Origin of the sequence: Saxibacter everestensis (assembly GCF_025787225.1) — a bacterium.
Taxonomy (GTDB): domain Bacteria; phylum Actinomycetota; class Actinomycetes; order Actinomycetales; family Brevibacteriaceae; genus Saxibacter; species Saxibacter everestensis.
In genome coordinates this window covers 3,107,032-3,133,513 of the sequence record NZ_CP090958.1, presented here as the reverse complement: position 1 = coordinate 3,133,513, position 26,482 = coordinate 3,107,032, and the positions used below count along the sequence as shown (strand labels likewise).

The window sequence follows — 26,482 nt, the reverse complement described above, 5'->3', positions numbered from 1 at the left end:
CAATGGCGGTCGGCGTCTTTGATCTGTTTTCGATTGGCATCGGGCCATCGAGTTCGCACACGGTGGGACCGATGCGTGCCGCCGCCGAATTCGCCGCGGAAGTAGCCAACGCCGGAGACTCGGCGCGGGTCGGGTCGGTTCACGTCGACCTGTACGGCTCGCTGGCGGCTACCGGCGCGGGGCACGGCACGATGACCGCGGTGCTGCTCGGACTCGAAGGCTACCGGCCGGACGAGATCGAACCCGAGGTGGTGGATCAGCGACTGGCCGCAATCCGGGAATCCGGGCAGCTCAGCTTTGCCTCCGGACCGACCCTTGAATTCGGCGTCGACGATATTGTGCTGCACCCGCTCACGGTGCTGCCCAGGCACACCAACGGCATCACTATTGAGGTGCGCGACTCGGCCGGCGAGTCCCTGCTGAAAGCCACCTACTTCTCGGTCGGCGGCGGATTCATCGTCCGCGACGATTCGGCCGGAGAATGGGCGCAGGGTAAGACGGACGCCCGGCTGGCAGCATCGACGGGCGCTGGTTCCGGGGCCGGCGCTGGTTCCGGGGCCGGCGCTGGTTCCGGGGCCGGCGCTGGTTCCGGGGCAGATGCTGGTTCCGGCTCGGGCGGCGATTCCGTGGCGGACGGCGAAGCGACAGACGCCGGAGCGCCTCCGGCGGTCGAGGACGAGGAACAGTCCTTCGCGGATGCCGTCTCCGATGACGAGGTCGAGCTACCCTATCGGTTCCGCAGCGCCGACGAACTTCTCAAGCTGTGCGCCAATACCGGCCTGAGCATCAGCGAGATCATGCTCGCCAATGAATGCGCCAGCCGTAGCGAAGCGGAGGTGCGGGCGGGCCTGCTGAAGATCTTCACGGTGATGAAGCAAAGCGCCCGGCACAGCCTCGATCGTGAAGGCATGTTGCCTGGCGGCTTGAAGGTCCGACGCCGCGCGCACCGCTGGTACGAAAAGCTCAAGGCAAAGGATCCCAACCGTGATCCGGAGTTTTACCAGGACTGGGTCAATCTGATTGCGCTCGCGGTCAATGAAGAGAACGCCTCCGGAGGTCGGGTTGTGACGGCGCCGACAAATGGGGCGGCCGGCATCATCCCGGCCGTGCTCTACTTCACGACGCGCTACATTCCTGAGGTCAGGGCAGGCGGCAGGACGAGCGAAGACGACGCCGCGGTGACATTCCTGCTGACCGCCGGGGCGATCGGGGTGCTCTACAAGGAGAAGGCATCCATCTCGGGTGCCGAGGTCGGCTGCCAGGGTGAGGTTGGTTCGGCGTCATCCATGGCTGCTGCCGGGCTGGCCGAGGTGCTTGGCGGTACCCCGGCCCAGGTGGAGAATGCCGCCGAGATCGCGATGGAACACAATCTGGGACTCACCTGCGACCCGATCGGCGGCCTGGTGCAGGTGCCGTGCATCGAGCGAAATGCCATCGCCTCGGGTAAGGCGATCAACGCCGCGAAGATGGCGCTCTGGGGCGATGGCGATCACCGGGTGTCGCTCGACGAGGTGATCGAGACGATGCGGCAGACCGGTGCCGACATGAGCTCCAAGTACAAGGAGACGGCGATGGGCGGACTGGCGGTCAACGTCGTCGAATGCTGAGCCGCCCAGGGTTGCTGAGCCGCCGAGGGGATGGCGAGCCGCCCAGGAGTTGCTGAGCCGCCGAGGGGATGGCGAGTCGTGCGTTTGGCACTGAATCGTGGGTAGTAACTGACGTTTCGAGGACAAACCCACGGTTCGCCTGCCTTACCCACGGTTCGTCTGCCTTACCCAGTTGGCGGGGCCGCTGCAGTGTCCACAGAAATGTGCCGCAGCGCAGTTATGCACATAATTGCCGACTGGGACCGCAACTCCGTCCACTCGGGAATCATCGGTGGATGGATCCGTCCTCTCTACTGCCGGAAGTCGTCGACACAGCCGGGTCGCAGCACGGCATCCTGACCAGCCAGGATGCCGCAGATCTGCTCGGCAGCCGATCTGTGCTTGCCGGTTACGTGCGCCGCGGCCAGCTGTACCGAATCGGGCGCGGAGTCTACGTGCTCCCGGACGTATGGAACGAGGCCACGCCTGGGCGCAGAAAGTGGCTGCAGGCAGTCGGCACCGGGCGGCGTGAGGCCGATGCTGGCGGCGGCGGAGCGCTGAGTCACGGTTCAGCGGCATTGCTTTGGGGCCTTCCGCTACTTAGTCTCCCGCGATCGACGCATCTGACCCGCTCGGGGACCAACTCTCGTAAACATGTTTCGGAACTGATCGTGCATACTTCCGCGTTGGATGGCGAGGTCGCCACGGAGTCGGGAGTGCCAGTGACGTCGATTGCCCGTACGGCTGTTGACTGCGCCGCTGCATCATCGTTCACTCAGGCATTGATGGTGGGTGATGCCGCGCTGCGGCTGCTGCTTGGAAAGGCCGGTGAGAGGCTGGGCAGGGATCGGGAGCTGCCGACCGATCGGATCGAAGAGATCCGCCTGCACCTATTGACGAGGCTCGAGGAGCGTCGTCTCCGGGGGCGAGTGACAGCGCGCAAAGCGATAGCAGCCGCGAATCCCCTGTCGGGTTCAGCGGCAGAGTCCCGGGCCCGCGCAGCATTCATATCGCTGAAACTCCCCGCGCCGACCCTCCAGATGAAGATCAGCACCCGAATGGGCGTCTGCTATCCGGACTTCGCCTTCCGGAGTCTTGGCGTGCTGGTGGAAGTAGACGGACTCGTGAAACTTGCCGACCCATATTCCGGAAGCGCGGTTGAGGCGTTGCGCAGGGAACGTCAACGGGAGAATGCGCTGACCGAAGCGGGATGGGAGGTCTTGCGACTGAGCTGGCAGGACCTTGGTGATCGAGACGCGGTGGGCCGACGGATCATGGCAGCTCACACGCGCGCTCGTGGACGGGGAATTGCCGGCCGTGACTCCCGCGTTGCGCAGTGACTCGTGGGTTTGTCTTCGAGTCGTGGCATTTAACCCACGACTCGATGACGAACCCACGTCTCGCCTGCCTTAACCCACGACTCGAAGACAAACGACTGGCGAAACGCAGAGTAGAGCCTAGGTCGCCGGACGAAGACGAAGGCCCTGCATTCCGCCGTCGATGGCGAGGCTGGTGCCGGAGGTCGACCCCGACAGCGGGCTGGCGAGGTAGGCGATGCCGGCGGCCACCTCCTCGGGCCGCACCAGCCGGCCATGCGGTTGGCGTGCGTCAAGCGCCGCACGTTCGGCGGCCGGGTCGTCGGCCTTCGACAGCAGACGGCCGATCCACGGCGTGTCCGCTGTGCCCGGGTTCACGCAGTTCACCCGAATGCCCTCGCGCAGGTGATCGGCGGCCATCGACAGGGTCAGCGACAGCACCGCCCCCTTGCTTGCCGCGTAGAGCGCGCGCTCCGGCAGCCCGGCCGTTGCCGCGATCGAGCAGGTGTTGACGATTGCCGCATTCGACGATTTCCGCAGGTAGGGCAGTGCCGCCCGACTGACCCGGACCATGCCGAGGACGTTGATGTCCCACACCCGGTGCCATTCGTCGTCATCGTTGGTTTCGATGGTGCCCTGCGCGCCGATTCCCGCGTTGTTCACGACTATGTCGATACCGCCAAGCTTGAGGGCGGCACCGTCGACGGCTTGGCGCACCGAGTCGTCGTTCGACACGTCGGCCCGCAGCGCAGTCACGTTCGGTCCGGCGTTCTCGGGCGCCAGGTCGAGAATCGCAACGTCGGCTCCCCGGCTGTCGAGCAGGTCCGCAGCGGCGGCGCCGATGCCCGAGGCGCCGCCGGTCACGATCGCCTTGAGACCGTCGAATTCCAGTTTCATAATGTAAGTCCTTGTGTCGGGTGCCTGGCTTAGTGCCTCAAGCAGTGAATTCCTGGCGTTGCCGGCCGAGGCCCTCGATTTCGATCTCGACCACATCGCCGGCCTTCAGATACGGGAACCGGCCGGAGAGCGCGACTCCCTCAGGTGTTCCGGTGCAGATCAGGTCGCCCGGCTCGAGCACGAGGTACTGGCTGAGGTTCCAGATCACGTAGTCCACGTCGAAGATCAGATCCGCCGTGGTTGAATCCTGGCGAGGTTCGCCATTCACCCAGCTGCGCAGGCGCAGGTTGTTGTAGTCGACCTCGTCGGGCGTGACCAGCCATGGACCGGTGGGGCAGAACCCAGCGCAGCTCTTACCCTTCGACCATTGACCACCGGATACCGCGAGCTGAAAATCCCGTTCGGAGAGGTCATTGGCAACCACCAGGCCGCCGATGTGCTCGCGGGACTGTTCAGGCGACTCGAGGTAGGACGCACGCTTGCCGATGACGACGCCGAGTTCGACTTCCCAGTCGGTCTTGGTGGAACCACGTGGGATGGCGACCGGGTCGTTCGGTCCCTGCACCGTGTTCGCCGCCTTGTGGAAGATGATCGGAACCTCTGGCGGCGCCGAGCCGGATTCAGCCGCGTGCGCGGCATAGTTCATGCCGATGCACACGACGGATGACGGCCGGGCGATTGGTGCGCCGAGCCGAAAACCGTCTAGGGAGATTTCGCTGAGCGAACCCGCCTCGAGCGCGGCGGCGACCTTTCCAGAGCCGCCGGTCTCCCAGAACGCGGCGTCGATGTCATTGGCGATGGTGTCCAGCGAGTAATAGCGGTTCCGGTGCAGAACCGCCGGCTTCTCGGCGCCGCGCGCACCAATTCGGACCAGCTTCATGGGTACCTCTTCCTTGTTGCGGGAATGCATGTCGGAGCCACGGCCGCCGAACGGCCACAGCCGAGCGCCGCCAAAGCCAACGGCGCTTATCGTGCGATCCTAGTGAGCCACGACCATCCAACCGAGGATTGGCGTGGACTGAAGGTAGACGAGCACGCAGGTGAGCAGCAGGAAGAGCAGACTCCATTTGATCGTGTGGCGCAATATCTCGCCTTCTTTTCCGACCATATTGATGGCGGCGGCGCCGACGGCGAGGTTTTGTGGTGAGATCATCTTGCCCATCACGCCTCCCGTTGTGTTGGCGGCGCCGAGCAGCACGGGTGAGGTGCCGATCTGCTCTGCGGCGGTGGCCTGTAGCTGCCCGAACATGGCGTTCGCCCCGGCATCCGTGCCGGTGATGAAGACGCCGGCCCAGCCCACGATAGGGGCGAGGAAGGCGAAGAACGGTCCGGTTTGGGCCAGGGACGTGCCAAGAGTGACAATCATGCCGGAGTAGTTCATCAGGTACGACAGGGCGAAGACGCACAGAATCGTGAAAATTGCCCAGCCGAATTGCTTCAGCACGCCCCGATAGACCAACAGGGCCTGCTGCGGCGAAATCTTCAGCACCGCCATCGTCACCAGGCCGGCGAGGAACAGCAGGGTTCCGGTCGCGCTGCCGTAGTTGAACACGTAGTCGGTGTTCACCGGGTTGCCGGCCGCGTTCACGACGTTGAGCCCCGGCCAGGCGAAGGTCACGCTAAGGGTTGCAAGAAACTCCTTGATCGCTGGCACCTGGGCGAGCGAAAACAGTCCGATAATGATGATGTACGGCGAATATGCCCGCCAGCGCTCCGTCGGCGTGACCGCGAGCACCGGCGGATCCGACGGCGACGTCTTCAGGGTGGTCGCGGTCAGCTGGGAGTCGCCGCGCACACTGGGTTGATTTGGTGAACCGGGCCCACCCGACTCCCCGTCTATTCCGCCGGATGCCGTGTGGTTGCGATCGGCTGATGCTGTTGGGCCGTGATCAACGGAGCCGGCCCCGCCACCGTTGATCACGGGTCCGGGCACCTTGCCGACGAAAGAGACCGTGTTCTTCGGCTGCCAGAACCGACCGAGTATCACGATGGCGAGTGTCGCGACGAGCGCCGAGAAGATATCGGTGAGCTGGTACGAGAAGTGGTTTGACAGCAGGTACTGCGCGATGCCGAAGGATACGCCGCCGACGAGTGCGGCGGGCCAGACCTCTCTGACGCCTTTCTTGCCGTCGATGATCAGGAGCAGGGCGAACGGCACCAACACCGAGAGGATCGAGGTCTGCCGGCCGGCCATCGCGGCAAAGATCTCTGGATCAATAGTGGAGCCATCGGAGAGCTGGACGGTCCGGCCAAGAATCGTGATCGGATTCCCCATCCCGCCGAACGCGACTGGCGCCGTGTCGGCAACCAGGGCGGCAACAACTGCCTTGATCGGATGCAGGCCGAGGGAGATCAGCATGACGGCGCAGATAGCGACTGGCGCACCGCCGCCGGCGAGTGCCTCGAGCAGAGCGCCGAAGGCAAAGGCAATGATGATTGTCGCGATCCGGAGGTCGCTGGAGAGCTGGGCAAATGTCTTCCTCAGCACCTCGAAGTGGCCGGAGGCCACCGACATGTTGTGGATCCAGATCGCGTTGAAAGTAAGCCAAAGGATCGCCAGGACTGCCTGCGCCATCCCGTCAAGGCTTGCGTTGAATGCCTGAGTGGCAGGCATCTTCCACACCGTGACGGCCAGGATCAGGCCGACCGCGAGCGTCGCAAGCGAGGCCCACTGTGCCTTCCAGCGCAGACCGGCGAGCAGAAACAGCAGGACCGCGAGCGGGATTATGGCCAGGAAGCTGGACCACCACAGGCTTCCGGTCGGTGCCAAGAGCTGTTCGAACATGGTGCGACACTCCATCGTGTTCGGGGATACCGGTCGCGGTCCTCATTAGTTCCGCGTAACGGAATATAGTTCCATATCGATTCGGGCGCAAGCGCTTCATTCGCGATCGGTGCCACGGGGTGGATCCGGGCGCGAAGGACGGGGTGGAACCAGACGCCAGGGACAGGGTGGATCCGCGCGCGAAGTGAGGCGCTCAAGGCAGAGATGCGAGCCTGTCGAGCTGGGGTCGAGCACAGCTGCCGGGCGGTCGCGCTTGACATTCGGTGCGCGTATTGCAGGATATAGCCTATAGGTTCCGCGTCCGGCCGACGCCTCAACGTCGGTCCGTACCCGGAAGGGTCGGACTGCGCCGGCGCAGGCACCGTCGCCGCGCGACTGACCTGCTCAGCGACCTCGGTGAGAATTGGAGAAGGATCGATGTCTCGAATCACAGCTGCGAGAGTCACCGACATCAGGTTCCCCACCTCGATCGAACTCGACGGTTCCGATGCCGTCAATGTCGACCCAAACTATTCCGCCGCGTACATTCAGCTCGCCACCAGCGATGGGCCGGACGGATTCGGCCTGGTCTTCACCGGTGGTCGCGGCAATGAGGTCGTCGCGGCGGCGCTGCGGTCCGCCGTCGATCTGCTGCCGGACAGCGATCTGGAGGCCATGCTGGAAAATCTGGGCGATGTCTCCCGGCGGCTCGTTCACGACTCGCAATTCCGCTGGATCGGCCCGGAAAAGGGCGCAACTCATATGGCCGCCGGCGCGGTGCTGAACGCGCTGTGGGATATCAAGGCGAAGCGGGCCGGGCTGCCGTTGTGGGAGTTGCTGGCCCGGATGACGCCGGAAGAGCTGGTCGCGGTCGTCGACTTCTCACACCTGCGCGATGCGTTGACGGAACGGGAGGCCTTCGACATCCTGCGCCGTGGCGAGGGCGGCAAGGAGGAACGGATCGCCGAGCTGAAGGCCAACGGCTATCCCGCGTACACGACGTCTCCGGGCTGGCTGGGGTACAGCGACGAGAAGATGGTGCGACTGGCGCGGGAGGCGGTCTCGGAGGGTTACTCGCTGATCAAGCTCAAGATCGCAGGGAGCCTTGACGACGATGTTCGCCGGCTACGGCTGGCCCGGGAAGCGGTCGGGCCGGACGTTGCGATCGCCGTCGATGCCAACCAGAACTGGGAGGTGCACGAGGCAGCGCCGTGGATGAGGGAGCTGCAGCCGTACGACGTCCACTGGGTCGAAGAGCCGACCAGTCCCGACGACGTGCTCGGGCACGCCCGCATTCGGCGCGAGATTGCGCCGATCAGGGTCGCCACCGGAGAGGCCGTCCAGAACCGGATCATCTTCAAGCAGCTGCTCCAGGCCGAGGCGATCGACGTGTTGCAGATCGATGCGACGAGGGTGGCCGGGCCAGGCGAGAACATCGCGATTCTTCTGCTTGCCGCCAAATTTGGCGTCCCAGTGTGCCCGCACGCCGGGGGCGTCGGATTGTGCGAGCTGGTGCAACACTTCGCATTCTTCGACTACGCCGCGGTTTCCTGCAGCCAGGACGGCCGGGTGATCGAGTTCGTCGACCACCTGCACGAGCATTTCCACGCACCGGCGCGCGTGACCGGTGGTCGCTACCAAGCCCAGCTCGCGCCCGGGAACGGCGCGGAAATGCGCGACGAGTCGGTCGAAACGTGGGCCTACCCGGCCGGGCCTGGCTGGCAAGACCTGCGGGCGCGCGGCCTGATCGACTACTAGGAGGAACTTATCCATGCACATTGTTCGGTATCGATACCAGGGCCGGATCTCGATCGGAATCCTTGAGGGGGAGACAGTTCGGCGGCTCCCGCACGATTCGATGTCCGCTCTGCTGGCGTTGCCACTGAGTGACATCCGTTCGCAGGTCGATGCCGCACCGACGACCGAGGAGCGCCCTGTTCACGATGTCGACCTGCTGGCACCCTTGGACGGCAACACCGAGGTGTGGGCGGCCGGGGTCACCTACCTTCGATCGAAAGATGCCCGGGTCGAGGAGAGTGACCAGGCCAGCGTGTATGACCTGGTCTACGATGCCGAGCGGGCCGAGATATTCTTCAAATCGGTTGCCTGGCGGGTCGTCACCGACGGCGACCCTGTCGGCATCCGCGCGGACTCCGTGAACAGTGTGCCGGAATCGGAACTTGCCCTGGTGCTCAATGCCGCGGGGGAACGAGTCGGATACCTGGTGTGCAACGACATGTCCTCGCGCAGCATCGAGGGCGAGAACCCGATCTACCTGCCGCAGGCGAAAATCTATGCCGGCGCCTGCGCGCTGAGTCCCGGCATCGCGCCGGCCTGGGAGGTCGGCGCACCCGAGGCGCTGTCGGTCAGCTGCTGGGTCGAGCGTGATGGCGCGCGGGTATTCTTCGGCGAGTCACACACTGGTCAGATCAAGCGCGGGCTTGACGAACTGACCGAGCTGCTGTTCCGGGCAGATCACTTTCCAGGCGGTGCGGTGTTGTCCACCGGGACCGGGATCGTGCCGGACCTCGACTTCCGGCTACGGGCCGGGGACGTCATCGAGATCGAAATTCCCGGCGTTGGCCGGCTCCGGAACGAAGTTGCGGTTGGAAAGGACGCATTCGGCGGGGGATAGCAGCAAAAATGGCCGCTTCGCGGAAGAGTCAGCCGCGCACCGACCGACCGGCGGAACCAAGCATCTGGGCGGCCTCGACGACCCGCGCCGCCATCGCCGATTCCGCCGTCTTGCCATAGGAGCGCGGATCGTAGGCCTTCTTGTTGCCGACCTCACCGTCGATCTTCAGCACGTCGTCGTAGTGACTGAACATGTGTCCGGCCAGCGACCGGGTGAAGGCGTACTGGGTATCAGTGTCGATATTCATTTTGACCACCCCGTGAGACACCGCAGCCGCGATCTCGTCCGCGCTTGAGCCCGAGCCGCCGTGGAACACGAGGTCGAACGGCTTATCGGCGCCCACTTCCCCGCCAATTACCGACTGGATCTCGCCAAGGGTTTCCGGACGCAGGTGCACGCCGCCCGGTTTGTAGACGCCGTGCACGTTTCCGAACGTCAGGGCGGTGAGATAGCGGCCGCGCTCGCCTGCCCCGAGGGCTGCGACAGTGGCCCTTGCGTCCTCAACTGTGGAATACAGCTTCTCGTCGATGGCGCCGACGATGCCGTCCTCCTCGCCGCCGACCACTCCGACCTCGATTTCCAGCAGGGTCCTCGCCGCAACGGACCGTTCCAGCAGTTCTTCGGCTATGGCAAGATTTTCGGCGAGCGGAACTGCGGAACCGTCCCACATATGCGACTGGTAGAGCGGCAGCTGGCCACGCCGGACCCGATCGGCCGAGTGCGCAATCAGCGGGCGAACCCAGTCGTCCAGGTACTCCTTCGCACAGTGGTCGGTATGAAGCGCCACGTTGACCGGATAGTGGCTGGCCACCTCGTGGGCGTATGCAGCCAGGGCCAGCGAACCCGCGACCCTGTTCTGCACGCGGTTGCCGGAAAGGTAAAGCGCCGTGCCGAGCGAAACCTGGATGATGCCGTCGCTCTCGGCTTCGGCGAACCCCTGCAGCGCGGCGTTGAGGGTCTGAGATGACGTGACGTTGATTGCCGGGTAGGCGAATCCTTCGTCTCGCGCCCGGTCGAGCATCGCGACATAGGCGTCAGGGCTGGCGATTGGCATGGGGCCTCCGGTTCAGGGTTGGGCGTGGCATCCGCAGGAGCTGCGATGCTGATAGACGGGGTCGGTGCGAAGTCTCTGGGTTGGGCCGTCCCCGCCTTTCATCCTGTCGATCAGCAGATCGACGGCCCGGGCACCCATTTCCTCGACGTTCTGGGCGATCGCCGTGAGCCTGGGCTCGAACAGGTCAGCCCACTCGAAGTCGTCATAACAAACCAGCGCGACGTCATCGGGAACTCGCAGGCCGAGTTCCCGCAGCGCCCGCATCGCGCCGATGGTCATCGAGTTGTTCAGCACAGCGACTGCTGTGGGCTGGGGGTCATTGCCGAACAGTTTCAACAGAGCGTCGTGGGCGGCGCCGGCCTTTGAACCGCCGCTGGCGACCAGCTCCGATGGCAGCGAGATGCCGCGGGAGGCGAAGGCAGACCTGAAGCCCTGCTCGCGCTCGATCGAAGACTGCAGTCCGTCCAGGCCGGTGATGGCCGCGATCCGGGTGTGTCCGAGGTCCAGCAGGTGTTCGGTCAGCCGCTCGACCGGTGCTGAATTTTCCGGCGCGATCTGATCGCAGTCCACTTCGGCGTGCCGGTCAATCAGGACCAGAGGAGTTCCCGACCGGACGATATGCGGAATGCAGTGGTCTTCGGCCAGGGCGGACGGCGCGACGATGATGCCGTCCACTCGGCGATCCAGTAGCGAGCTGACCACGCGTTCTTCGATTTCCGGGTCATCGTGCGAGTCGCCGAGTACCAGTGTGTAGCCGGCTGTGCTGGCCCGGGATTCGATCGCGTTGACCAGGCCGGCGAAATACGGGTTGGTCAACACCGAGATGGACAAGCCGATTGTGTGCGTCCGCGACGTTGCCAGCGCGCGGGCAAGGGTGTTGTGCCGGTAGCCGGTGTTCTCGATCGCCTCAAGTACCCGTTGCCGGGTTTCCGGGTCAACCTTCCGTGTGCCGTTAAGCACGTGCGACACCGTAGACCCGGAAACCTCGGCGAGGCGGGCCACGTCGGCCATCGTTGCCATTGCACTCCTCGTTGAACGCGATTGCGATTAGCTCAACCATAAGTCATACAAGCGCTTGCGCAAGCGCTTGTCTGGCCTTATTGTCATAACACCGGCAACGAAGCCAGGTAATGATTGATGGTCGAGGGAGTCCAGATGTCTTTTCTACGTCGCACAGATGCACGTCGAGCGCCATCCCGTGGATGGGTACGCGTCGGAACCGCGATGGCCGCGGGAGCATTGCTCCTGGCATCGGCCGGCTGTTCCGGTGGCGATTCTTCTTCCGGTTCAGGCGATGCGGTCAAGATCGGCTTGGTCACCAAGACCGATTCCAACCCGTTCTTTGTCAATATTCGTGAAGCCGCCCAGGCGCAGGCCGAAAAGAGCGGCGCTGAGGTTGTCGCCCTGGCAGGCAAGTTCGACGGCGACAACGAGGGTCAAGTTGCCGCAATAGAGAACCTGGTCAGCCAGGGTGTCAAGGGAATCCTGATCACGCCGAACTCGTCATCAGGAATTCTCAATGCCATCAAGCAGGCCCGTGATGCCGGCGTCGTGGTGATAGCGCTCGACACGGCGACCGAGCCGGAAGATGCGGTCGACGCAACGTTCGCCACCGACAACAAGCAGGCGGGCGTGTTCCAGGGCAAGTGGGTCAAGGCCACGCTGGGAGACAAGGAACCTAAGACGATCATGCTGGATGGAACGCCCGGCGGCACAGTTGACACGTTCCGTCATGACGGCTTCCTCGAGGGCATGGGCCTGAAGGAAGGCGATCCGGCCATCGTCGGCCAGGAAAACACCAACGGCGACCAGACCAAGGCGCAGACCGCGATGGAGAACCTGTTGCAGAGGGCCGGCGATGTCAATTCGCTGTACACCATCAACGAGCCAGCCGCGGCCGGAGCCTACGAAGCGATCAAGGCCGCAGGTAAGGAAGACCAGGTCACCATCGCCTCCATCGATGGAAGCTGCACAGGCGTTGAAAACGTGAAGAAGGGCGTTATCGGTGCCACCGTGATGCAGTTCCCGGGAAAGATGGCCGAGCAGGGTGTCGATGCGGTAGTCAAGTTCGCGAAGGACGGTGAGAAGCCCTCGGGATTCAACGACACCGGATCGCAGCTGATCACCGATAAGCCAGCCGACGGGGTCGAGTCCAAAGACACCAGCTGGGGCGCGGAAAACTGCTGGGGCTAACCACTGCTAGCCGGCGATTGCGCGGGGCAGAACGCTTGAGCGGGCTGCCCCGTGGCAAACGCATGGAGGAGTAAACAATGACAAGTCCCACCATGGCAAAGGGCGCCGCGCAGCCGCGCCTCAGCCTGAGTAACGTGATCAGGCAGCCGCTGCTTGGCCCGCTCGCGGCACTTATCGTCGCCGTCATCATTTTCAGTTCGATCTCGGATTCGTTCCTCAATCCGCAAAACATGTCGCTGATCCTGCAGCAATCGGTTGTGATCGGCATCCTCGCCGTCGGACAGACGCTGATCATCCTGACCGCGGGAATCGACCTGTCGATCGGCAGCGTCGCAATCCTCGGCACCATCGTGATGGCGAAGACCGCCGGCGCCAACGGACCGCTGGTGGCGATTATCGCTACGTTCGCCATCTGCCTGTTGGCGGGTGCGATCAACGGCGGCCTGGTGACCTTGCTTCGGTTACCGCCGTTCATCGTCACGCTCGGGGCGTTCACCGCGATCTACGCCGCCACCCAGCTACTTGCCGGCTCGAAAACATATCAGGTGCCGCAGGGTCCGCTGACGTTCCTCGGAACTTCGTTCCGGATCGGCGGATTTTCCACCACCTACGGCGTCGTGGCCATGCTGATTGTCTACGCGATCGTCTGGTACGCCTTGTCGCAAACCGCCGGCGGGAAACACATCTACGCTGTTGGCGGGAATCCGATTGCGGCCAGACTGGTCGGCATCAAGACGAACCGCACACTGTTCACTGTCTACCTGCTCACCGGCCTGATTGCCGCGGTGGCAGCGTGGGCCGCCCTTGGCCGGATCCCGAACGCAGACCCGAATGCCTACCAGAACGCGAACCTTGAGACGATCACGGCAGTCGTTATCGGCGGCACCAGCCTCTTCGGCGGCCGGGGCAGCGTGATCGGCACCTTGATCGGAACCCTGATCGTCGGTGTGCTGCGCAATGGACTGACCCAGGCAGGCGTTGACAATCTTTACCAGAACGTCGCGACCGGCATCCTGGTCATCGTGGCGGTCGCAATCGATCAGATTGCCCGAAGGAGGTCGTCATGAAGCAGGCGCCAGTGCTGGAAGCACGCGGACTGGTCAAGCGATACGGTAGCGTCACCGCGATCAATGGCGCGGACTTCGAGCTCCGGGCCGGCGAGGTACTTGCCGTTATCGGCGACAATGGCGCCGGGAAATCGAGCCTGATCAAAGCGCTCGCCGGCGCTGTGGTCCCCGACTCCGGGCAGATCTTGATGAACGGTAAGCCGGTGCATTTCCGGAGCACAGGAGACGCCAGGGAACACGGGATAGAAACCGTGTACCAGGATCTTGCCGTCATTCCCGCCCTCGATATCGCGAGCAACGTCTTCCTTGGCCGCGAGATCAGGAAGAAGGGGATTCTCGGCTCAGTTTTCCGGCAGCTCGACAAGAAGCGGATGCGGGAGCAGTCCGCGGGGCACCTGGCCGACCTGAAGATCGGTGTCGGCTCAGTTACCCAACCGGTCGAGACTCTTTCCGGTGGGCAGCGGCAGGGCGTCGCCGTGGTGCGAACCTCCGCCTTCGGCCGGCAGGTCATCATCATGGATGAGCCGACCGCGGCCCTCGGGGTCAGGGAATCCGGGATGGTGATCGACCTGATCCGGCAGCTGCGGGACAAGGGCCTTCCTGTCGTGCTGATAAGCCACGATATGCCGCACGTCTTCGAAGTTGCCGACCGGATCCACATCCATCGGCTCGGTCAGCGCGCCGCGGTGGTCCGGCCCGATGAGCGCTCGATGGCCGAAGTGGTCGCCCTGATGACGGGTGCGACCGAGCCGAGCGATGAGGAGCGCTCGGGTGGCTCCTGAGCAGCCCGCGCCACGGGCGGTGTTCGTCGGCCTAGCCACCCTCGATGTGTTGCATTGGGTGGACGCGCCGCCCGCGGCCAACCAAAAGGTGACGGCGCTTCGCCAGGATGTCGCTGCCGGAGGGCCGGCGACGAACGCCGCGGTGACTTTCGCGGCCCTTGGCGGCCAGGCGCAGCTGATCAGCGCGGTCGGTGCTTCCGCGGCCGCGTCGGTGCTCCGGGAAGACCTTGAGACGCACGGTGTCGAGCTGATCGACGTTGTTGGTTCCGGGCGTTTCCAGCTTCCGGTCTCGGCAATTGCGGTGACCGAGGCGAGTGGCGAGCGGACGATCGTCTCAGTCGACGCAGCCGGCCAGGCCGTGCCGGTCCCGGCTCAGGCCCTCCGGTCTATCGCCGGCGCCGCCGCTGTATTGGTCGATGGCCATCACCCGGAACTCGCCCTGGCCGCGGCCAGCGAGGCGCGCAAGTGCGGCGTTCCGGTGATCCTGGACGCCGGCCGGTGGAAGCCGGTGATGTCGGAGTTGCTGCCATTGACCGACATTGCTATCTGTTCCGCCGATTTTCGGGTGCCCGGCACAACCTCGTCGGCCCAGACCGCGGCAGAGCTGGCGGCGCTGGATGTGCCGGCGATCGCCGTGACCAATGGCGCCGCGCCGATCAGTTGGCGGCAACAGAACCAGGCTGGAATAGTGGATGTGCCGGAAGTCCGGGCGGTGGATACCCTCGGCGCCGGCGATAGTTTTCACGGGGCGTTCGCGTTCTTCCATGCCGATCCGGCGATGGAATTTTCCGACGCCCTCGCCGCAGCGGCCCGGGTGGCAGCCTTGCGCTGTCAGTTCACCGGACCGCGCGAATGGCTCGGCCACCTGGCTGAGCTTGATCTGAAACGGAGTAGTTCATGACCGCGGTTCCGGGGTTGGCCACAGAAACGCGGACGTTCGAGCAGCTGGTGCAGCGCGCCAGGACGCTCGCCGTCCCCGGGCAGCGTCACATCCTCGGCCTCACCGGAGCGCCCGGCGCCGGAAAGTCGACAGTCGCCGAACAGCTTGTCGATGAGCTCGGACCGGAGCTGGCAGTGCTGGTGCCGATGGACGGTTTCCATTTGGCCAATCGGGTTCTCGCCGACCTCGGTCGGCGTGAGCGCAAGGGCGCCCACGACACCTTCGATGACGACGGTTACGCAAACCTGTTGGAACGCATCCACAGCCAGACGTCGGATGCGGTGATCTATGCACCGGAGTTCCGCCGCGACCTCGAAGAGCCGATCGGCTCGAGTATTGCCGTTGCAGCCGATGTTCCGCTGATCGTGACGGAGGGCAACTACCTGCTGCTCGATCACGGAGCCTGGCCGCGCGCCCGGCGCTGCGTCGACGAGGTGTGGTTCCTTGCGCCGGGTGAGGATGTGCGGCACGACCGGCTGATCCGACGGCACGAGTCTTACGGAAAGTCGCCGGACGAGGCCCGGACGTGGGCGCTTGGCAGCGACGAGCAGAACGCCCTGCTGATCGCGGCCACCGCGCACAACGCCGACGCCGTCATCGAACTGATCTAGTCCTTGGTGCTGTCGGCAAACGTTTTGACCGCGGTTTCGGCGGCCGCCGCGATCAGGGCGTCGTCGTGCTGGGCACCCTGGGTGTCTCGTTTGGAAAGGACGGCGAGCACGATCGGCTCGTCATCCGGCGGCCAGAGCACGGCGATGTCGTTTCTCGTGCCGTAGGCGCCATCGCCGGTCTTGTCGCCGACGGACCAGTCGGCAGGTACCCCTGCCCGGATCAGATCGGTTCCCGTGGTGTTGTCGCGCAGCCAGCTGGTGAAGATATCGCGCCGGTCTGCAGGGAGGCCGTCATCCAGGGCGAACGTCTTCAGCATCTTCGCCCACATTCGTGGCGTGCTGGTATCCCGGATATCGCCGGGAACCGCCTCATTCAATCCCGGCTCGTTCCGGTCGACGTGAGTCACGTCATCGCCGTTGTCGGCGAGGAAGCTTTGCAGCCCCCGTGGTCCGCCTATTTCCTCGAGGAGCAGATTCGCAGCCGTGTTGTCGCTGTACTTCATGGTGGCAGCTGCCAGGTCTTTCACACTCATGCCTGAATCTATGTGCTTGCTGGTGACCGGAGAATGGCTGATGATGTCGTCGGCCGAGTAGCTGACAACATCCTCAAGCTGTTCGTCGGACTTCTGCTTGAGGATGGCGGCGCACAGGAAGGCTTTGAAGGTGGACGCATAAGCGAAACGGTCGTCGGCGTTATAGGCCAGGGAGTTTCCGGTGCCAGTATCCACCGCGTAGACGCCCAGGTCGGCGTCGAAGGTTTGTTCAAGCTTCTCGAATTCCTGATCCGCCTGTAGTTCGACGGGAGGCGCCGCAGTCTGGCTGCTTTCGGCTGTTGGCGGCGCTGCCGTGTTCCCGGCATCCGGCGAATTGCTGCCGGCCTCGGGCCCAGAGCAGCCGAGTGCCGATGCCAGCACGACGGCCTGCGCCAGAAGGAAGGCACCGCGGCGGATATTGCGTCTCTTCATATTTCTCCCTGTGTCCTTGTGCTGAATCAGCTTGTTTGCTCCGGCGTCGTTCGTTCCAGTCTCGTTGGTTCCAATCTGGTTCGTTCCGGCCTCGGAGTGTCGTTACTGGGTGTCTTTGCCCTTGATCCCGCCCTGGTCGGTTTTTTTACCGGGTTCCCTGCCGGGCTGCTGCTCGGATTTCTGGTCAGGCTGCTGACCGGATTGCTTCTCGCGCTTCTCGCGCTTCTCCTGCTTTTCGTCCGAGCCAGCCTTCTGATCCGAGCCAGCCTTCTGATCCGATTCAGTCTTCTCGCCCGAGTCTTCCCCGGTCGTGCTCTTACTCCGAGTCGACTGCGAGCCCAGAATCGACGCGGCCGGCCGCGCGAAGGCAGTATTTCCCTTGGTGTGTTTGACCGCGGTCTTCATGTACGACGACCAGGTCTTACCGGAGATCGTTGCGCCGAAGACAATCGGTGGCATGCTCCCTCTGCTGTTTACCCGCCAGTCGTGGGTTCCTTGCGGGTCTCCGGTCCATACGGCCGTCGAGAGGGTCTTGGTGATGCCGACCAACCAGGTGGCGCCGACCTCGAAATTGGTCGTGCCGGTCTTCGCCCCGGCTGGAACCCCAATCTGCAATCCATTCGTGGTTCCGCCATTGAACGTCTGCGTCAAGGCATAGGCGACACCGTCCGCCACCTCCTTCTTCATCACCCGCTTGCAGTCCGCGTCGGGAACATCGACCTGGTTGCCGTCTCGATCGAGGATCGAATCAATCGGAACCGGGTTGCAGTGAATGCCTCCCGTGGCGAAGGTCGTGTATGCCGCGGCCATCGTGAGCGGCGAAATTGACAGCGAACCGAGAATCGACGCCGGGTACAACACCTGCTCGGTGTCACCCGGACCCGAGGCGTCGTCCAGAGGCTTCCCGGTGCCCAGATGCACCCCGAGATCCATCGCCGTGTCGCGGATCTTGCACATGTCCAGCTCCGAAGCCATGTCGGCGTAAGCCTTGTTCACCGAGTTCTTCGTGGCATTCAGGACCGACATGTTGCCGTTGGCTCCGCCGCTGTCTCCGGCGTTCCTCGGTCCGTACCCGTTCGCCGCATAGTCACGACCATCGCAGCTCGTCGTCCGGAAGCCGTAATACTTTGCCGCTCCGCCGTTAACTGTGTCGTTGAGCTGCCGGCCGGATTTCAGCCAGGCTGCCAGTACGAACGGCTTCCAGGTAGAGCCAGGCTGAAACCCGGTGCCGCCGTTGAATTGTTTATCGACGTTGTAATTGACGTTCGTCTCGCCTCGCCCGGCCTTCTCGGACGTCGAGTACTTCCGGTTCTGCGCCATCGCGAGGACCCTGCCGGTACCGGGCTCGACCGTGACGATGGTATGTCCGGCGCCGGAGGCGTCCTTGTTCGGAATCCGTTTGCTTACTGCCTTTGCCGCAGCCTTCTGCATATCCGGATGCAGGGTCGTCTTGATCCGCAAACCTCCGCGGGTCAGGAAGTTCTTCCGATCCTCGAGGGTCTTCCCAAAGGTGCTGTCAGTCTCGATCGTGCGTTGCACGTAATCGCAGAAGAAGGCGCTGACTCCTGCCGCCTGGCACCCATTCGGGACTTTGTGGACGTCCAGGTCGAGCTCGGTCTTCCTCGCCTCATCGAAGTCCTTCTGCGAGATTTTGCCGTGCTTCAACATCAGGCTCAGCACCACGTTGCGTCGCTGCAACGCCTTCTCGGGCTCCGACTCCGGATTGAACGCGGATGGGTTCTGCACTATGCCCGCCAACAAGGCGGACTGCTGAAGGTTCAGGTCCTTGGCCGGAATGCCCCAGTAATGCTGGGAGGCCGCTTCGACGCCGTACTGACGCGGGCTGCCACCGTAGTTGTTGATATTCAGGTACCGCTCAAGGATCTCGCTTTTGTCGTACTTCTTCTCGACCGCGATCGCAAGCTTCGCCTCGCGCATTTTCCGGGCGATGCCGGAGCTGCCGTCCGACTCTGTCGCCTCGGCGATTCCCTCGTCATCGCCGCTTTGATGCGAAGCCTCGATCAGCACGTTCTTCACGTACTGCTGGGTCAGGGTCGACGCGCCCTGAGTCGACGGGGAAAGCACGTTATGAACCGCTGCCCGGGCAATGCCGTTGATGTCGACGCCGCCGTGGTCGAAGAACCGGTAGTCCTCGACCGCCACGGTCGCGTCCTGCAGGTCGGCCGGCATGTCTTCCAGCGGTTTCTCGATCCGGTTCTCCCAGTAGAACTTAGCGATTGTCGAACCGTCAGCTGCCAGCATCGTCGTCTGCTGTGCCAGCGGGCCCTCTTCCAGGGATGCAGGCAGCGATTCAAAGATGCCGATGGCGGCATCCGCGCCGGCAGACACCGCGCCGACGGCCGGCAGCGCCAGGCCGGCGCCGACCACGCCCGTGATCGTGCTTACGGCGATAAAGGCTAACAAGGCGGCAAAGCCCTGTTTCGCGTTCTGTGGCGCTGCCATTAGTCCTCCGCTCCTTGGCCGAATCAGGTCGATTCCGGCTTCTCCTGACCGAAAGTCAAGCAAGTCAACCGGATGTATGTCCAAGACTGAAGGAGATATTTGTCCATACTCTTAAGGTATGGTTGACGGATGGACCTGCTCAGGCACCTGCGCTGCTTCGTTGCGGTGGCGGACGAAGGAAATATTTCCCGGGCCGCCGAAATCCTGCACATGGCTCAGCCCCCGTTGAGTCGTCGCATCATGGCCCTGGAAAAAGAACTCGGTCAGACCCTGATCGATCGGAGTCGTCGAAAGATCAAACTGACCCCGGCAGGCGAGCTCTTGCTGCCGGCGGCGCAGGACGTGCTGGCGCAGGCCGATGGCGTGTACGAGTTGATGGCCGAAGAACCACGGGCGATGTCGGTGCGGCTCGGCGTGCCAAGCGGTTCCGACCTTGCCGGGCTGGCTGCCCTGATCCGCAGCCTCAAGGCCGAAGGCGTATTGCTCACGGTGAAGGAGTTCTCCGGCTCAGACCTGCAAAGCGCCTGGCACCGTGGCGATGTGGATGCCGCCCTGGATACCTCGGAGCGACCGGACGGTGACGCCCAATGGTGGGCGCCGCTTGGCTTCGCGGCAGCTTCCCACGGCATTTTGAACGGGGAGGCAATGCATATCGACGAACTTCGGCTGAGTAACATCCGAGGCTCGGTAGCTGCATCGGCAGCCGATCCCGTAGCCGCTGATGCTGCGGCGACGCCGGCGCCCCCGGAATCCCGGCACCTCCTCTTGCTTCCCGATGATGCGCATGGACCGATGCGTGCAGCTATCGTCAACCGGCTGTCATCCGCCGGTCTTTCCCTCGATCAGTTGGTGATCGCGGAACATGCCTCCAGCGCGGTGAGCGAGGTTCTGGCCGGTGAGGGCTTCCTGCTGTGCGATGCGGGATTCGCCCAGCGAACCGGGCTGGAATTCCGGCCAAGCGCCGACACAGAGCTGCGACGTCCGGTTATCCTGCGCGGCCGCGACGCTCTGCTCGCCGCAGCTCGGGCGCACGATGATTCCGAGGCGTTTCTGATACAGCTCTACGCGACGGTCGGTGCCCGGCGGGATGCCGATCGGCCAGCAGATACCCCACGTGTTCTTGCCCCGCATCCGACCAACGGATTGTTCTCCAGGTGAGCAGCAGTCAACTCCCGTCGTTAACCGCCAACGGCTCGCCATCGAAACCGCATATCGTGAGCACTCTGAAAGCTCGATGGCAGGAGCTGGGCGCGGGCGGCGCGTTTCTCGCCCGGAGCCTTGCTACCGGTTCGGAGATCGGGTTCAACGTGAACCAGATGCTGCCGTTGGCGTCCGTCGCAAAAGTGCCGTTGGTGCTGGCCGTCTTCGATGCGGCCAGCCGGGGAGAACTCGAACTGGATCGCCAGTTGCTGGTATCCAGGGAAGCTGCCACCCCCGGGCCGACCGGTACATCCGCATTTCAGCACCCCGCCCGGATCGCGATCGAGGACCTGGCCTACCTCAGCCTGACAATTAGCGACAACGCGGCGGCCGACACGCTCTTCGCCGAGATCGGCCCTCCAGCGGTACAGGAGGTGATTAATCGGTGCGGTATCGAAGACTTGCGAATCCGGCATTCGATGCGATACCTGTACGACTCGGTTGAACGAGATGCGGCCGGCGACGAAACCATGGCGCTGGCACTTGCGACGCGATCGGAGTCGAAGGGGTCCAAGCGACAGCTCCTGAGCGGGATCGACCAGCGCCTTGCCAACGTCGGCTCTGTCCGCTCCTTGGTGGCTTTGCTTGAAGCAATATGGACCGATGAGGCCTCGGCACCCGAGGCGTGCGCCCGGCTCCGGCGGTTGATGGGATTGCAACTGTCCACGCATCGGCTGGCCACCGGGTTTGCTGCCGATACATTCCGGCTCAGCGGAAAAACGGGCACGTTCCTCAACCTTCGTCATGAGATCGGCGTCGTGGAGACCAGCCAGGGCGAGAAGTTCATCATCGCAGCGTTGACATCGTCATCCCTGCCGGTTTTCGCGCAGCCGGCGCTTGATGCCGCCATCGGGACCAACGCCCGCCAGGCAGTCGAATTCCTTCGCCGTCACGACGCCAGGCCGCGATGAATGGCGTTGACGGCCGGGAGTAGTCCGGTTCCGCGCGGAATAGCGGGGGAGTGCCTCGACGTTTGAGTGCTCATGACGCAGACTCCGATAGGAATAACCGGCGCGACCGGAAAAGTTGGCCGACTGCTGGTTGCAGAACTCGACAACGCCGAGGTCCCGATGCGGCTGATTGTCCGGGATCCGGCCAGGATCCCCGGCGATTTCGGCGAGCACGCCAGTGCCCAGGCGAGCTACGGCGATGCTGCTGCACTTCGACGGGCCTTCGAGGGGCTGGAGACGGTGTTCATGGTGTCGGCGGCCGAATCGGCGAATAGGGTTGCCGAGCATTTCAGCGTTATCGACGCGGCGAGGTCGGCCGGCGTGCACCGGGTCGTGTATCTCTCCTTCGTCGGTGCCGATGAAGGGGCCGCCTTTACCCTGGCCCGGGACCATGCGAAGACCGAACAGTACCTTCGTGACTCCGGCTTACAGTTCACGATTCTGCGCGACAACCTGTACCAGCACGCCTTCGCCGCGTTCACCGGAACCGATGGGGTGATCCGCGGCCCGGCCGACGATGGCAGGGTGGGCGCGATCGCGCACCGGGACGTTGCGGCGTCCGCCGCAGCAGTCCTGACCGCCGGTGGTCGTTTCGACAGCGAGACATTCACCCTCACTGGCCCGCGCACCTACTCGCTGAGCGAGGCTGCCGAGCAACTGGGCCGGGTGGCTGGACGCACAATCAGCTACCATGCCGAGACCGAGGACTACGAATCGCGTGAGCACTTTGGCGCGCCGCGCTGGGAGGTGACCGGCTGGATTTCGTCGTATCTTGCGATCGCGGCCGGAGAAATGGACGTTGTCACAGATGACGTACTTCGGCTCACCGGTCGTCAGCCGATCGATTTCGCCCAGTACCTCGCGGAGAACCCTAGGGACTACAAGCGCCTGGGCTAGCCGGGTCAGGCAGTAGTTCATCCAGCCCGGCATAGCTGAACTCGTTGTGGCAGACCGGCCCGGGCGCGATTCCAAAACGCCGAACGCTTAGGTCCATCACCACGCTGTATACGGTTTTGTCTCCCGGCGGTAACCGGAGGTCCGCGCCGGCGTGGCGGCAAATCGCGTCGATGCCGCCCGAATGGTCCCGGAACACCTGCTCAAGCGTGTCGGTGCTGATCCGTCCCCGTAACGGCCTGAGTATCGCCTCTGCCTGGGCGCAGCGTGCTCCGGTCGACGGCATTGTCTTGGGTCCTACATCGCTGACGTCGTTCTTTGCCCGGAAATGATTGGTGTGTACCAGCAGCCCGTCATCGGGAGTCAGCTCGGACGCTCCGTCGGGAGAGAGCTCCAGGTCCACGGCGCTCGGATGCTCCCCGGCCTGCGCGATCAGGATGTTCACCGACGCAGCCCGAGGGCCGGCGGATGCCGCGGCGACGGCGGCCCCGAATTCTCTTTCTTCCAGCGCCGCCCGCAGTCGCACGTGATAAGGAACGCCAGCGCGTGGCCCATCGGACTCGGAGCGCAGCAGATTCACCGTGAGCCCCAGGCCGGCGTCGTTGAGTCCAACTTTGGCGAGCATGCCAGCCTCCGCGAGGCAGAGCACCTCGTGGCCGCGCTCATCGCGGGTTGCCAGCAGAATTGTGGTGTCGGGAGTGTCCGATGCCCAGTCCCAATTCTGACCGAGAAGCACGTTGCCAGTGGCGCTCGCGGCCGGGAGGACAGCGCTCGCCGTGCAGGCGTCGGGTAGCGGAAGCGGCGAGCCGGCGAGAAGCTCAGTTCGAGCGTTGATGGCGTACACGGCATTCGTGGATACGCCGGCGCCTTCGGCCAGCGCGTCGAGGGCGGCGCCGATCCTCGGATGCCACTCGTGTGTGAGCCGCCGGAACTCCGTACCCAGCCTGGCAACGTCTGCATCGTCGAGTTGCGCCTTGTCGCGGAAATTCCGGGCGTAGTTCTCGAAGTTCTCGCTTACCTCGGCTGCCGTGGCCTCACCAAGCTGGCCGCCAATCGCCTGAAGAGGTCCGGAGAGTTGCAGCAGACGAAGCGGAAGGTTCGGTATTGCCATCTCATGCACCTTTGCGATTGTGCGTTCCACCCGTTCCGGGTCGTTCCACCCGCTCCGGGTGGCGGGCCGAACGTGATTACCAGGCTACCCATGATGCCACCATCGTTGCTGGACGGCGGTGCTGGACGGCGTTGCAGCCGGGTCACCCGGGTCACCCGGGTCAGCCTGGTCAGCCGGGTCAGTCAGCCGGGGGGCGATGCTTTCCGGTGATTTGAACTAAGGGCTTGACTCGGGGGAGAGGCGGGCGTACGTTATCAACGTAACGGTTTATCAATGAAGTGGTTGTCAATGAAAGACCAGGCAGAAGAACTGCTCGACCGGGCGTTCATGGCCTTGGCGGATCCCGCGCGGCGTCAGATCATCGCTCGGCTAAGCCGCGGCCCAGCCACGGTCAACGAACTCGCCGAGCCCTTCGGCATCAGCAAGCAGGCGGTGTCAAAGCATATTCAGGTCCTGGAACGCGCGAACCTTGTCTCCCGAAGCCGGGAGGCGCAACGGCGTCCCGTGCATCTGAGACCCGAACGGCTCGAGGCACTCACCGCCTGGATCGACAAGTACCGACTAGTGCACGAACAGCAGTTCCGTCGACTCGACGGCCTGCTCGACACCATGAAAAAGGGAGATAACAATGAGCACTAACCCAGTCACCATCACCGTGCCCGAAGGCGGCCCGTTCATCGAAATCGTGCGCGAATTCGATGCCCCGGTCGACGCGGTCTACCGCGCGCACGCCACCCCGGAGCTGGTCAAGAAGTGGCTTGGGCCGAACGGCTACGAGATGGAGATCGAATACTACGACGTCCGTACCGGAGGCCGATACCGCTACACGCACCGGAACGGAGAGGGCGAGGAATTCGTGTTCAACGGGGTCTTCCATACCGCCCGGCCGAACGAACTGATCATTCAGACCTTCGAATACGAAGACTTCCCGGACGCGGTCAGCATCGAGACGCTGCGCTTCGAGGAACTGCCGAACGGCAGGACCCGATTGGTTGGCCACTCCGTCTACCCGAATCAGGAGGCCCGCGACGGCATGGCCGCCAGTGGCATGGAGCAGGGCGTGCGCGAGGGCTACGAACGCCTCGATGAGATTCTTGGCAGCTGAGCAACGACCGCGTTTCAGCCGTCGGCCGGATCAACCTCACTGAGTCCGTCCACTCCGACCCGGACCCACCGGCCGACGGCCAGCTCGTGCAGGAAATCCGCAGCGTGGCTGACCACGATGAGCGCGCCGCAATAGCCATCCAGCGCGGAGACCAGCTGGGCCACGCTGTCCAGATCGAGGTTGTTCGTCGGCTCATCGAGGATCAGCAGCTGCGGAGGCTGCCGGACCAACAGAAGCTGGGCGAGGGCGACTCGGAATCGCTCGCCGCCGGATAGCTGCGCGACCAGCTGCTCAGGCTTGTCGCCGCGCAGCAGGAAACGGGCGAGACCGGCCCGGATCTCGTGCGGAGTCGCCTCGGGAACCGCCGTCCGGACGTTGTCCATCACCGTACGGGAATCGTCGAGCGAGTCCAGACGCTGCGGAAGATAGCCGATCCGATCGATGACGAATCGCGGCTCGAAGTCTGTTTCGCCGGCGGATTTCTCGGCGTTGGCCACAGGGTATTCCGCAGCGGTCCTTCCCGCAGGGTATCCGGCGGGGGTCTCCGCGGCCTTTCCCGCGGCGTTTCCACCTGCGCTTCCAGTCGCGCTTCCCGCGGCGACGATGGCATTCAGCAGCGTCGTCTTACCGGAACCATTGTCACCCAGCAGCGCGATCCGTTCCGGGCCGCGCACCTGCAGCGTGGTGCCCCGGAAGTCGACATCCAGAATGGTCCGCCCGGCCGGAACTTCGGATCCGGAGAGATCGATCCGGATCACCCGGTCGGCTCGCACCTGCTCTTCGGCGGCTTCGGCGGCCGCTTCTGCCTCCGCGACCTTTTCCAGGTGCATCGTGCGGTGCTTGCCGGCGGATTCCTGCGCCTCGCGCTTTCGCTGATTCATGATGATCTTCGGCTCGCGCTTGTTAGCCTGCATCTTCTTGCCATACCGAACCCTGCGGTCAAGCTTGATCCGCGCTTCGGCCAGCTGGCGCTTCTCGCGCCGGGCGGTGGATTCCGCTGACGTCAGCATCCGACGTGCCGCTTCCTGTTCTGCATCGATCTGCTCGAGGTAGCTGCTGAAGTTGCCGCCGAAATTCCGGAGCTCGCCATCGCGCAGTTCGGCGATGTTATCCATCAGGTCCAGCAACTCCCGGTCGTGGCTGACCACGATCAGTACCCCGCGCCAGCCACGGATCGCGGCGTACAACAGCTCGCGGGCGCGCCGGTCCAGATTGTTCGTCGGCTCGTCGAGCACGGTGATGTCGGGTTTGCGCAGCAGCAGACCGGCGAGCCCGGTGAGCACAACTTCGCCACCCGAAAGCGTTGCGACCCGCCGGTCGAGCACGTCGCCGTCGCCCGCACCATCTGCGTCGCGGGCACCGTCCGGATCACTGTCCGGGGCGTCGGCACCGTCCGGGGTGTGGGCGTCGTCCGGCAGGATGCCGAACCGGCCCAGTTCAGCCTGCGCCAGCTCCTCGATTTCCCAGTCGTCGCCAACGGTTGCGAAGTTGTGCTCGCTGGCATCGCCCGCGTAGATGGCGTGCAGCGCCGCACGTTTGGCGCTGATGCCGAGTAGATCAGCGATGGATCGATCACCGGTCAGTGTGATGTTCTGCGGCAGATACCCGACGGTGCCGTCGATAGACAGCGTTCCGCCGGCCGGCACGAGTTCGCCGGTGATCAGCCGGAGCAGCGTTGACTTGCCGGTGCCGTTGCGGCCGACAAGCCCGGTACGCCCTTCGCCAAAGGCACCGTGCAGTTGGTTGAATGCGGTGCTGCCGTCAGGCCAGGCGAATGACAGGTCAGCGAAAACAATTGAATAAGCCAAGAAAAGCTCCTCAGACGTCCGTAAATGGGATGCGCTGAGGAGCCAGGAATGTAAGAGGTACCCGGTGAAGGCGGTGACAGGCTCGTCGACTCAGCGCGAATTACGCGGAAACGTCGAAGAACTTCACACTTCAGCCTTTGC

At 63.9% G+C, this 26,482-nt stretch carries 23 protein-coding genes; 14 read left to right on the top strand and 9 right to left on the bottom strand.

What is annotated here, in order from left to right; genetic code table 11:
- Positions 1 to 2 precede the first annotated feature (2 nt).
- Positions 3 to 1,607: an L-serine ammonia-lyase gene (locus LWF01_RS14800; protein WP_349638130.1), complete on the top strand. Its 1,605-nt coding sequence runs from the start codon at positions 3 to 5 to the stop codon at positions 1,605 to 1,607.
- 275 nt (positions 1,608 to 1,882) lie between these two features.
- Positions 1,883 to 2,926: a type IV toxin-antitoxin system AbiEi family antitoxin domain-containing protein gene (locus LWF01_RS14795; RefSeq protein WP_349638129.1), complete on the top strand. Its 1,044-nt coding sequence runs from the start codon at positions 1,883 to 1,885 to the stop codon at positions 2,924 to 2,926.
- A 117-nt stretch (positions 2,927 to 3,043) separates the two neighbouring features.
- Here the strand turns inward: LWF01_RS14795 and LWF01_RS14790 are convergent, their stop codons facing one another.
- The 3 genes from LWF01_RS14790 to LWF01_RS14780 form a co-directional block, all read right to left on the bottom strand.
- A complete protein-coding gene (locus LWF01_RS14790) occupies positions 3,044 to 3,799 on the bottom strand; it encodes an SDR family NAD(P)-dependent oxidoreductase (RefSeq protein ID WP_349638128.1) in 756 nt (251 codons plus the stop codon).
- A gap of 37 nt (positions 3,800 to 3,836) precedes the next feature.
- Positions 3,837 to 4,679: a fumarylacetoacetate hydrolase family protein gene (locus LWF01_RS14785; protein WP_349638127.1), complete on the bottom strand. Its 843-nt coding sequence runs from the start codon at positions 4,677 to 4,679 to the stop codon at positions 3,837 to 3,839.
- Positions 4,680 to 4,778: 99 nt separating this feature from the next.
- The gene (locus tag LWF01_RS14780; RefSeq protein WP_349638126.1) at positions 4,779 to 6,584 is read right to left on the bottom strand and encodes an L-lactate permease; all 1,806 of its coding nucleotides are present in this window, start codon (positions 6,582 to 6,584) and stop codon (positions 4,779 to 4,781) included.
- A gap of 417 nt (positions 6,585 to 7,001) precedes the next feature.
- On the opposite strand from LWF01_RS14780, the gene LWF01_RS14775 reads away from it, so the two are divergent.
- On the top strand, positions 7,002 to 8,321 hold the full coding sequence (locus LWF01_RS14775) for an enolase C-terminal domain-like protein (RefSeq protein WP_349638125.1): 1,320 nt from the start codon (positions 7,002 to 7,004) through the stop codon (positions 8,319 to 8,321).
- 13 nt (positions 8,322 to 8,334) lie between these two features.
- Positions 8,335 to 9,198, top strand: a complete 864-nt coding sequence (locus tag LWF01_RS14770; protein ID WP_349638124.1) for a fumarylacetoacetate hydrolase family protein — start codon at positions 8,335 to 8,337, stop codon at positions 9,196 to 9,198.
- Between the two features lie 28 nt (positions 9,199 to 9,226).
- Here the strand turns inward: LWF01_RS14770 and fbaA are convergent, their stop codons facing one another.
- Both fbaA and LWF01_RS14760 read right to left on the bottom strand, forming a co-directional pair.
- Positions 9,227 to 10,252: a class II fructose-bisphosphate aldolase gene (gene fbaA, locus LWF01_RS14765; protein ID WP_349638123.1), complete on the bottom strand. Its 1,026-nt coding sequence runs from the start codon at positions 10,250 to 10,252 to the stop codon at positions 9,227 to 9,229.
- Between the two features lie 12 nt (positions 10,253 to 10,264).
- Positions 10,265 to 11,272 (bottom strand): LacI family DNA-binding transcriptional regulator, encoded by a 1,008-nt coding sequence (locus tag LWF01_RS14760; protein WP_349638122.1) that lies wholly within the window; start codon positions 11,270 to 11,272, stop codon positions 10,265 to 10,267.
- A 135-nt stretch (positions 11,273 to 11,407) separates the two neighbouring features.
- Between LWF01_RS14760 and LWF01_RS14755 the strand changes: the two genes are divergently transcribed.
- From LWF01_RS14755 to LWF01_RS14735, 5 genes are all read left to right on the top strand, one after another.
- Positions 11,408 to 12,445, top strand: coding sequence for a substrate-binding domain-containing protein (locus tag LWF01_RS14755; RefSeq protein WP_349638121.1), 1,038 nt, complete (start codon positions 11,408 to 11,410; stop codon positions 12,443 to 12,445).
- 77 nt (positions 12,446 to 12,522) lie between these two features.
- Entirely contained in the window at positions 12,523 to 13,512 is a 990-nt protein-coding gene (locus tag LWF01_RS14750; RefSeq protein WP_349638120.1) for an ABC transporter permease, read from the top strand.
- Positions 13,509 to 14,294: an ATP-binding cassette domain-containing protein gene (locus tag LWF01_RS14745; RefSeq protein WP_349638119.1), complete on the top strand. Its 786-nt coding sequence runs from the start codon at positions 13,509 to 13,511 to the stop codon at positions 14,292 to 14,294. Before LWF01_RS14750 ends, LWF01_RS14745 begins: the two co-directional genes overlap by 4 nt.
- Positions 14,284 to 15,195, top strand: coding sequence for a PfkB family carbohydrate kinase (locus LWF01_RS14740; protein WP_349638118.1), 912 nt, complete (start codon positions 14,284 to 14,286; stop codon positions 15,193 to 15,195). The genes LWF01_RS14745 and LWF01_RS14740 overlap by 11 nt, the downstream gene beginning before the upstream one ends.
- A complete protein-coding gene (locus tag LWF01_RS14735; protein WP_349638117.1) occupies positions 15,192 to 15,845 on the top strand; it encodes a nucleoside/nucleotide kinase family protein in 654 nt (217 codons plus the stop codon). Before LWF01_RS14740 ends, LWF01_RS14735 begins: the two co-directional genes overlap by 4 nt.
- Here LWF01_RS14735 and bla read toward each other — a convergent pair.
- Positions 15,842 to 16,810, bottom strand: a complete 969-nt coding sequence (gene bla, locus LWF01_RS14730; RefSeq protein ID WP_349638116.1) for a class A beta-lactamase — start codon at positions 16,808 to 16,810, stop codon at positions 15,842 to 15,844. The two genes, LWF01_RS14735 and bla, sit on opposite strands and share 4 nt — an antisense overlap.
- Positions 16,811 to 16,912: 102 nt before the next feature.
- Positions 16,913 to 19,273, bottom strand: a complete 2,361-nt coding sequence (locus LWF01_RS14725) for a transglycosylase domain-containing protein (RefSeq protein WP_349638115.1) — start codon at positions 19,271 to 19,273, stop codon at positions 16,913 to 16,915.
- Between the two features lie 129 nt (positions 19,274 to 19,402).
- On the opposite strand from LWF01_RS14725, the gene LWF01_RS14720 reads away from it, so the two are divergent.
- The 3 genes from LWF01_RS14720 (at position 19,403) to LWF01_RS14710 (ending at position 22,320) form a co-directional block, all read left to right on the top strand.
- Positions 19,403 to 20,431: a LysR family transcriptional regulator gene (locus LWF01_RS14720; protein WP_349638114.1), complete on the top strand. Its 1,029-nt coding sequence runs from the start codon at positions 19,403 to 19,405 to the stop codon at positions 20,429 to 20,431.
- A 56-nt stretch (positions 20,432 to 20,487) separates the two neighbouring features.
- Positions 20,488 to 21,384 carry a serine hydrolase gene (locus LWF01_RS14715; RefSeq protein WP_349638113.1) on the top strand — a complete coding sequence of 299 codons (897 nt, stop codon included), beginning with the start codon at positions 20,488 to 20,490 and terminating at the stop codon, positions 21,382 to 21,384.
- A 72-nt stretch (positions 21,385 to 21,456) separates the two neighbouring features.
- Complete coding sequence (locus LWF01_RS14710; protein ID WP_349638112.1) at positions 21,457 to 22,320, top strand: SDR family oxidoreductase; 864 nt, start codon at positions 21,457 to 21,459, stop codon at positions 22,318 to 22,320.
- Here LWF01_RS14710 and LWF01_RS14705 read toward each other — a convergent pair.
- Entirely contained in the window at positions 22,295 to 23,428 is a 1,134-nt protein-coding gene (locus LWF01_RS14705) for a C45 family autoproteolytic acyltransferase/hydrolase (RefSeq protein ID WP_349638111.1), read from the bottom strand. The two genes, LWF01_RS14710 and LWF01_RS14705, sit on opposite strands and share 26 nt — an antisense overlap.
- A gap of 273 nt (positions 23,429 to 23,701) precedes the next feature.
- Between LWF01_RS14705 and LWF01_RS14700 the strand changes: the two genes are divergently transcribed.
- Together LWF01_RS14700 and LWF01_RS14695 are read left to right on the top strand one after the other, a co-directional pair.
- On the top strand, positions 23,702 to 24,067 hold the full coding sequence (locus LWF01_RS14700; protein ID WP_349638110.1) for an ArsR/SmtB family transcription factor: 366 nt from the start codon (positions 23,702 to 23,704) through the stop codon (positions 24,065 to 24,067).
- The gene (locus LWF01_RS14695; protein ID WP_349638109.1) at positions 24,057 to 24,533 is read left to right on the top strand and encodes an SRPBCC family protein; all 477 of its coding nucleotides are present in this window, start codon (positions 24,057 to 24,059) and stop codon (positions 24,531 to 24,533) included. The genes LWF01_RS14700 and LWF01_RS14695 overlap by 11 nt, the downstream gene beginning before the upstream one ends.
- A 14-nt stretch (positions 24,534 to 24,547) precedes the next feature.
- On the opposite strand, the gene LWF01_RS14690 is transcribed toward LWF01_RS14695, so the two are convergent.
- Positions 24,548 to 26,341, bottom strand: coding sequence for an ABC-F family ATP-binding cassette domain-containing protein (locus LWF01_RS14690; protein ID WP_349638108.1), 1,794 nt, complete (start codon positions 26,339 to 26,341; stop codon positions 24,548 to 24,550).
- Positions 26,342 to 26,482 lie beyond the last annotated feature (141 nt).

Excerpts from the sequence above, each read along its gene's own strand:
- LWF01_RS14745 (WP_349638119.1), top strand. The coding sequence starts at position 13,509 with ATGAAGCAGGCGCCAGTGCTGGAAGCACGCGGACTGGTCAAGCGATAC.
- LWF01_RS14770 (WP_349638124.1), top strand. The coding sequence starts at position 8,335 with ATGCACATTGTTCGGTATCGATACCAGGGCCGGATCTCGATCGGAATC.
- LWF01_RS14695 (WP_349638109.1), top strand. The coding sequence starts at position 24,057 with ATGAGCACTAACCCAGTCACCATCACCGTGCCCGAAGGCGGCCCGTTC.
- LWF01_RS14710 (WP_349638112.1), top strand. The coding sequence starts at position 21,457 with ATGACGCAGACTCCGATAGGAATAACCGGCGCGACCGGAAAAGTTGGC.
- LWF01_RS14735 (WP_349638117.1), top strand. The coding sequence starts at position 15,192 with ATGACCGCGGTTCCGGGGTTGGCCACAGAAACGCGGACGTTCGAGCAG.
- bla (WP_349638116.1), bottom strand. The coding sequence starts at position 16,810 with ATGAAGAGACGCAATATCCGCCGCGGTGCCTTCCTTCTGGCGCAGGCC.
- LWF01_RS14750 (WP_349638120.1), top strand. The coding sequence starts at position 12,523 with ATGACAAGTCCCACCATGGCAAAGGGCGCCGCGCAGCCGCGCCTCAGC.
- LWF01_RS14755 (WP_349638121.1), top strand. The coding sequence starts at position 11,408 with ATGTCTTTTCTACGTCGCACAGATGCACGTCGAGCGCCATCCCGTGGA.
- LWF01_RS14800 (WP_349638130.1), top strand. The coding sequence starts at position 3 with ATGGCGGTCGGCGTCTTTGATCTGTTTTCGATTGGCATCGGGCCATCG.
- LWF01_RS14775 (WP_349638125.1), top strand. The coding sequence starts at position 7,002 with ATGTCTCGAATCACAGCTGCGAGAGTCACCGACATCAGGTTCCCCACC.
- fbaA (WP_349638123.1), bottom strand. The coding sequence starts at position 10,252 with ATGCCAATCGCCAGCCCTGACGCCTATGTCGCGATGCTCGACCGGGCG.
- LWF01_RS14700 (WP_349638110.1), top strand. The coding sequence starts at position 23,702 with ATGAAGTGGTTGTCAATGAAAGACCAGGCAGAAGAACTGCTCGACCGG.
- LWF01_RS14760 (WP_349638122.1), bottom strand. The coding sequence starts at position 11,272 with ATGGCAACGATGGCCGACGTGGCCCGCCTCGCCGAGGTTTCCGGGTCT.
- LWF01_RS14790 (WP_349638128.1), bottom strand. The coding sequence starts at position 3,799 with ATGAAACTGGAATTCGACGGTCTCAAGGCGATCGTGACCGGCGGCGCC.
- LWF01_RS14725 (WP_349638115.1), bottom strand. The coding sequence starts at position 19,273 with ATGGCAGCGCCACAGAACGCGAAACAGGGCTTTGCCGCCTTGTTAGCC.
- LWF01_RS14785 (WP_349638127.1), bottom strand. The coding sequence starts at position 4,679 with ATGAAGCTGGTCCGAATTGGTGCGCGCGGCGCCGAGAAGCCGGCGGTT.
- LWF01_RS14795 (WP_349638129.1), top strand. The coding sequence starts at position 1,883 with ATGGATCCGTCCTCTCTACTGCCGGAAGTCGTCGACACAGCCGGGTCG.
- LWF01_RS14720 (WP_349638114.1), top strand. The coding sequence starts at position 19,403 with ATGGACCTGCTCAGGCACCTGCGCTGCTTCGTTGCGGTGGCGGACGAA.
- LWF01_RS14705 (WP_349638111.1), bottom strand. The coding sequence starts at position 23,428 with ATGGCAATACCGAACCTTCCGCTTCGTCTGCTGCAACTCTCCGGACCT.
- LWF01_RS14780 (WP_349638126.1), bottom strand. The coding sequence starts at position 6,584 with ATGTTCGAACAGCTCTTGGCACCGACCGGAAGCCTGTGGTGGTCCAGC.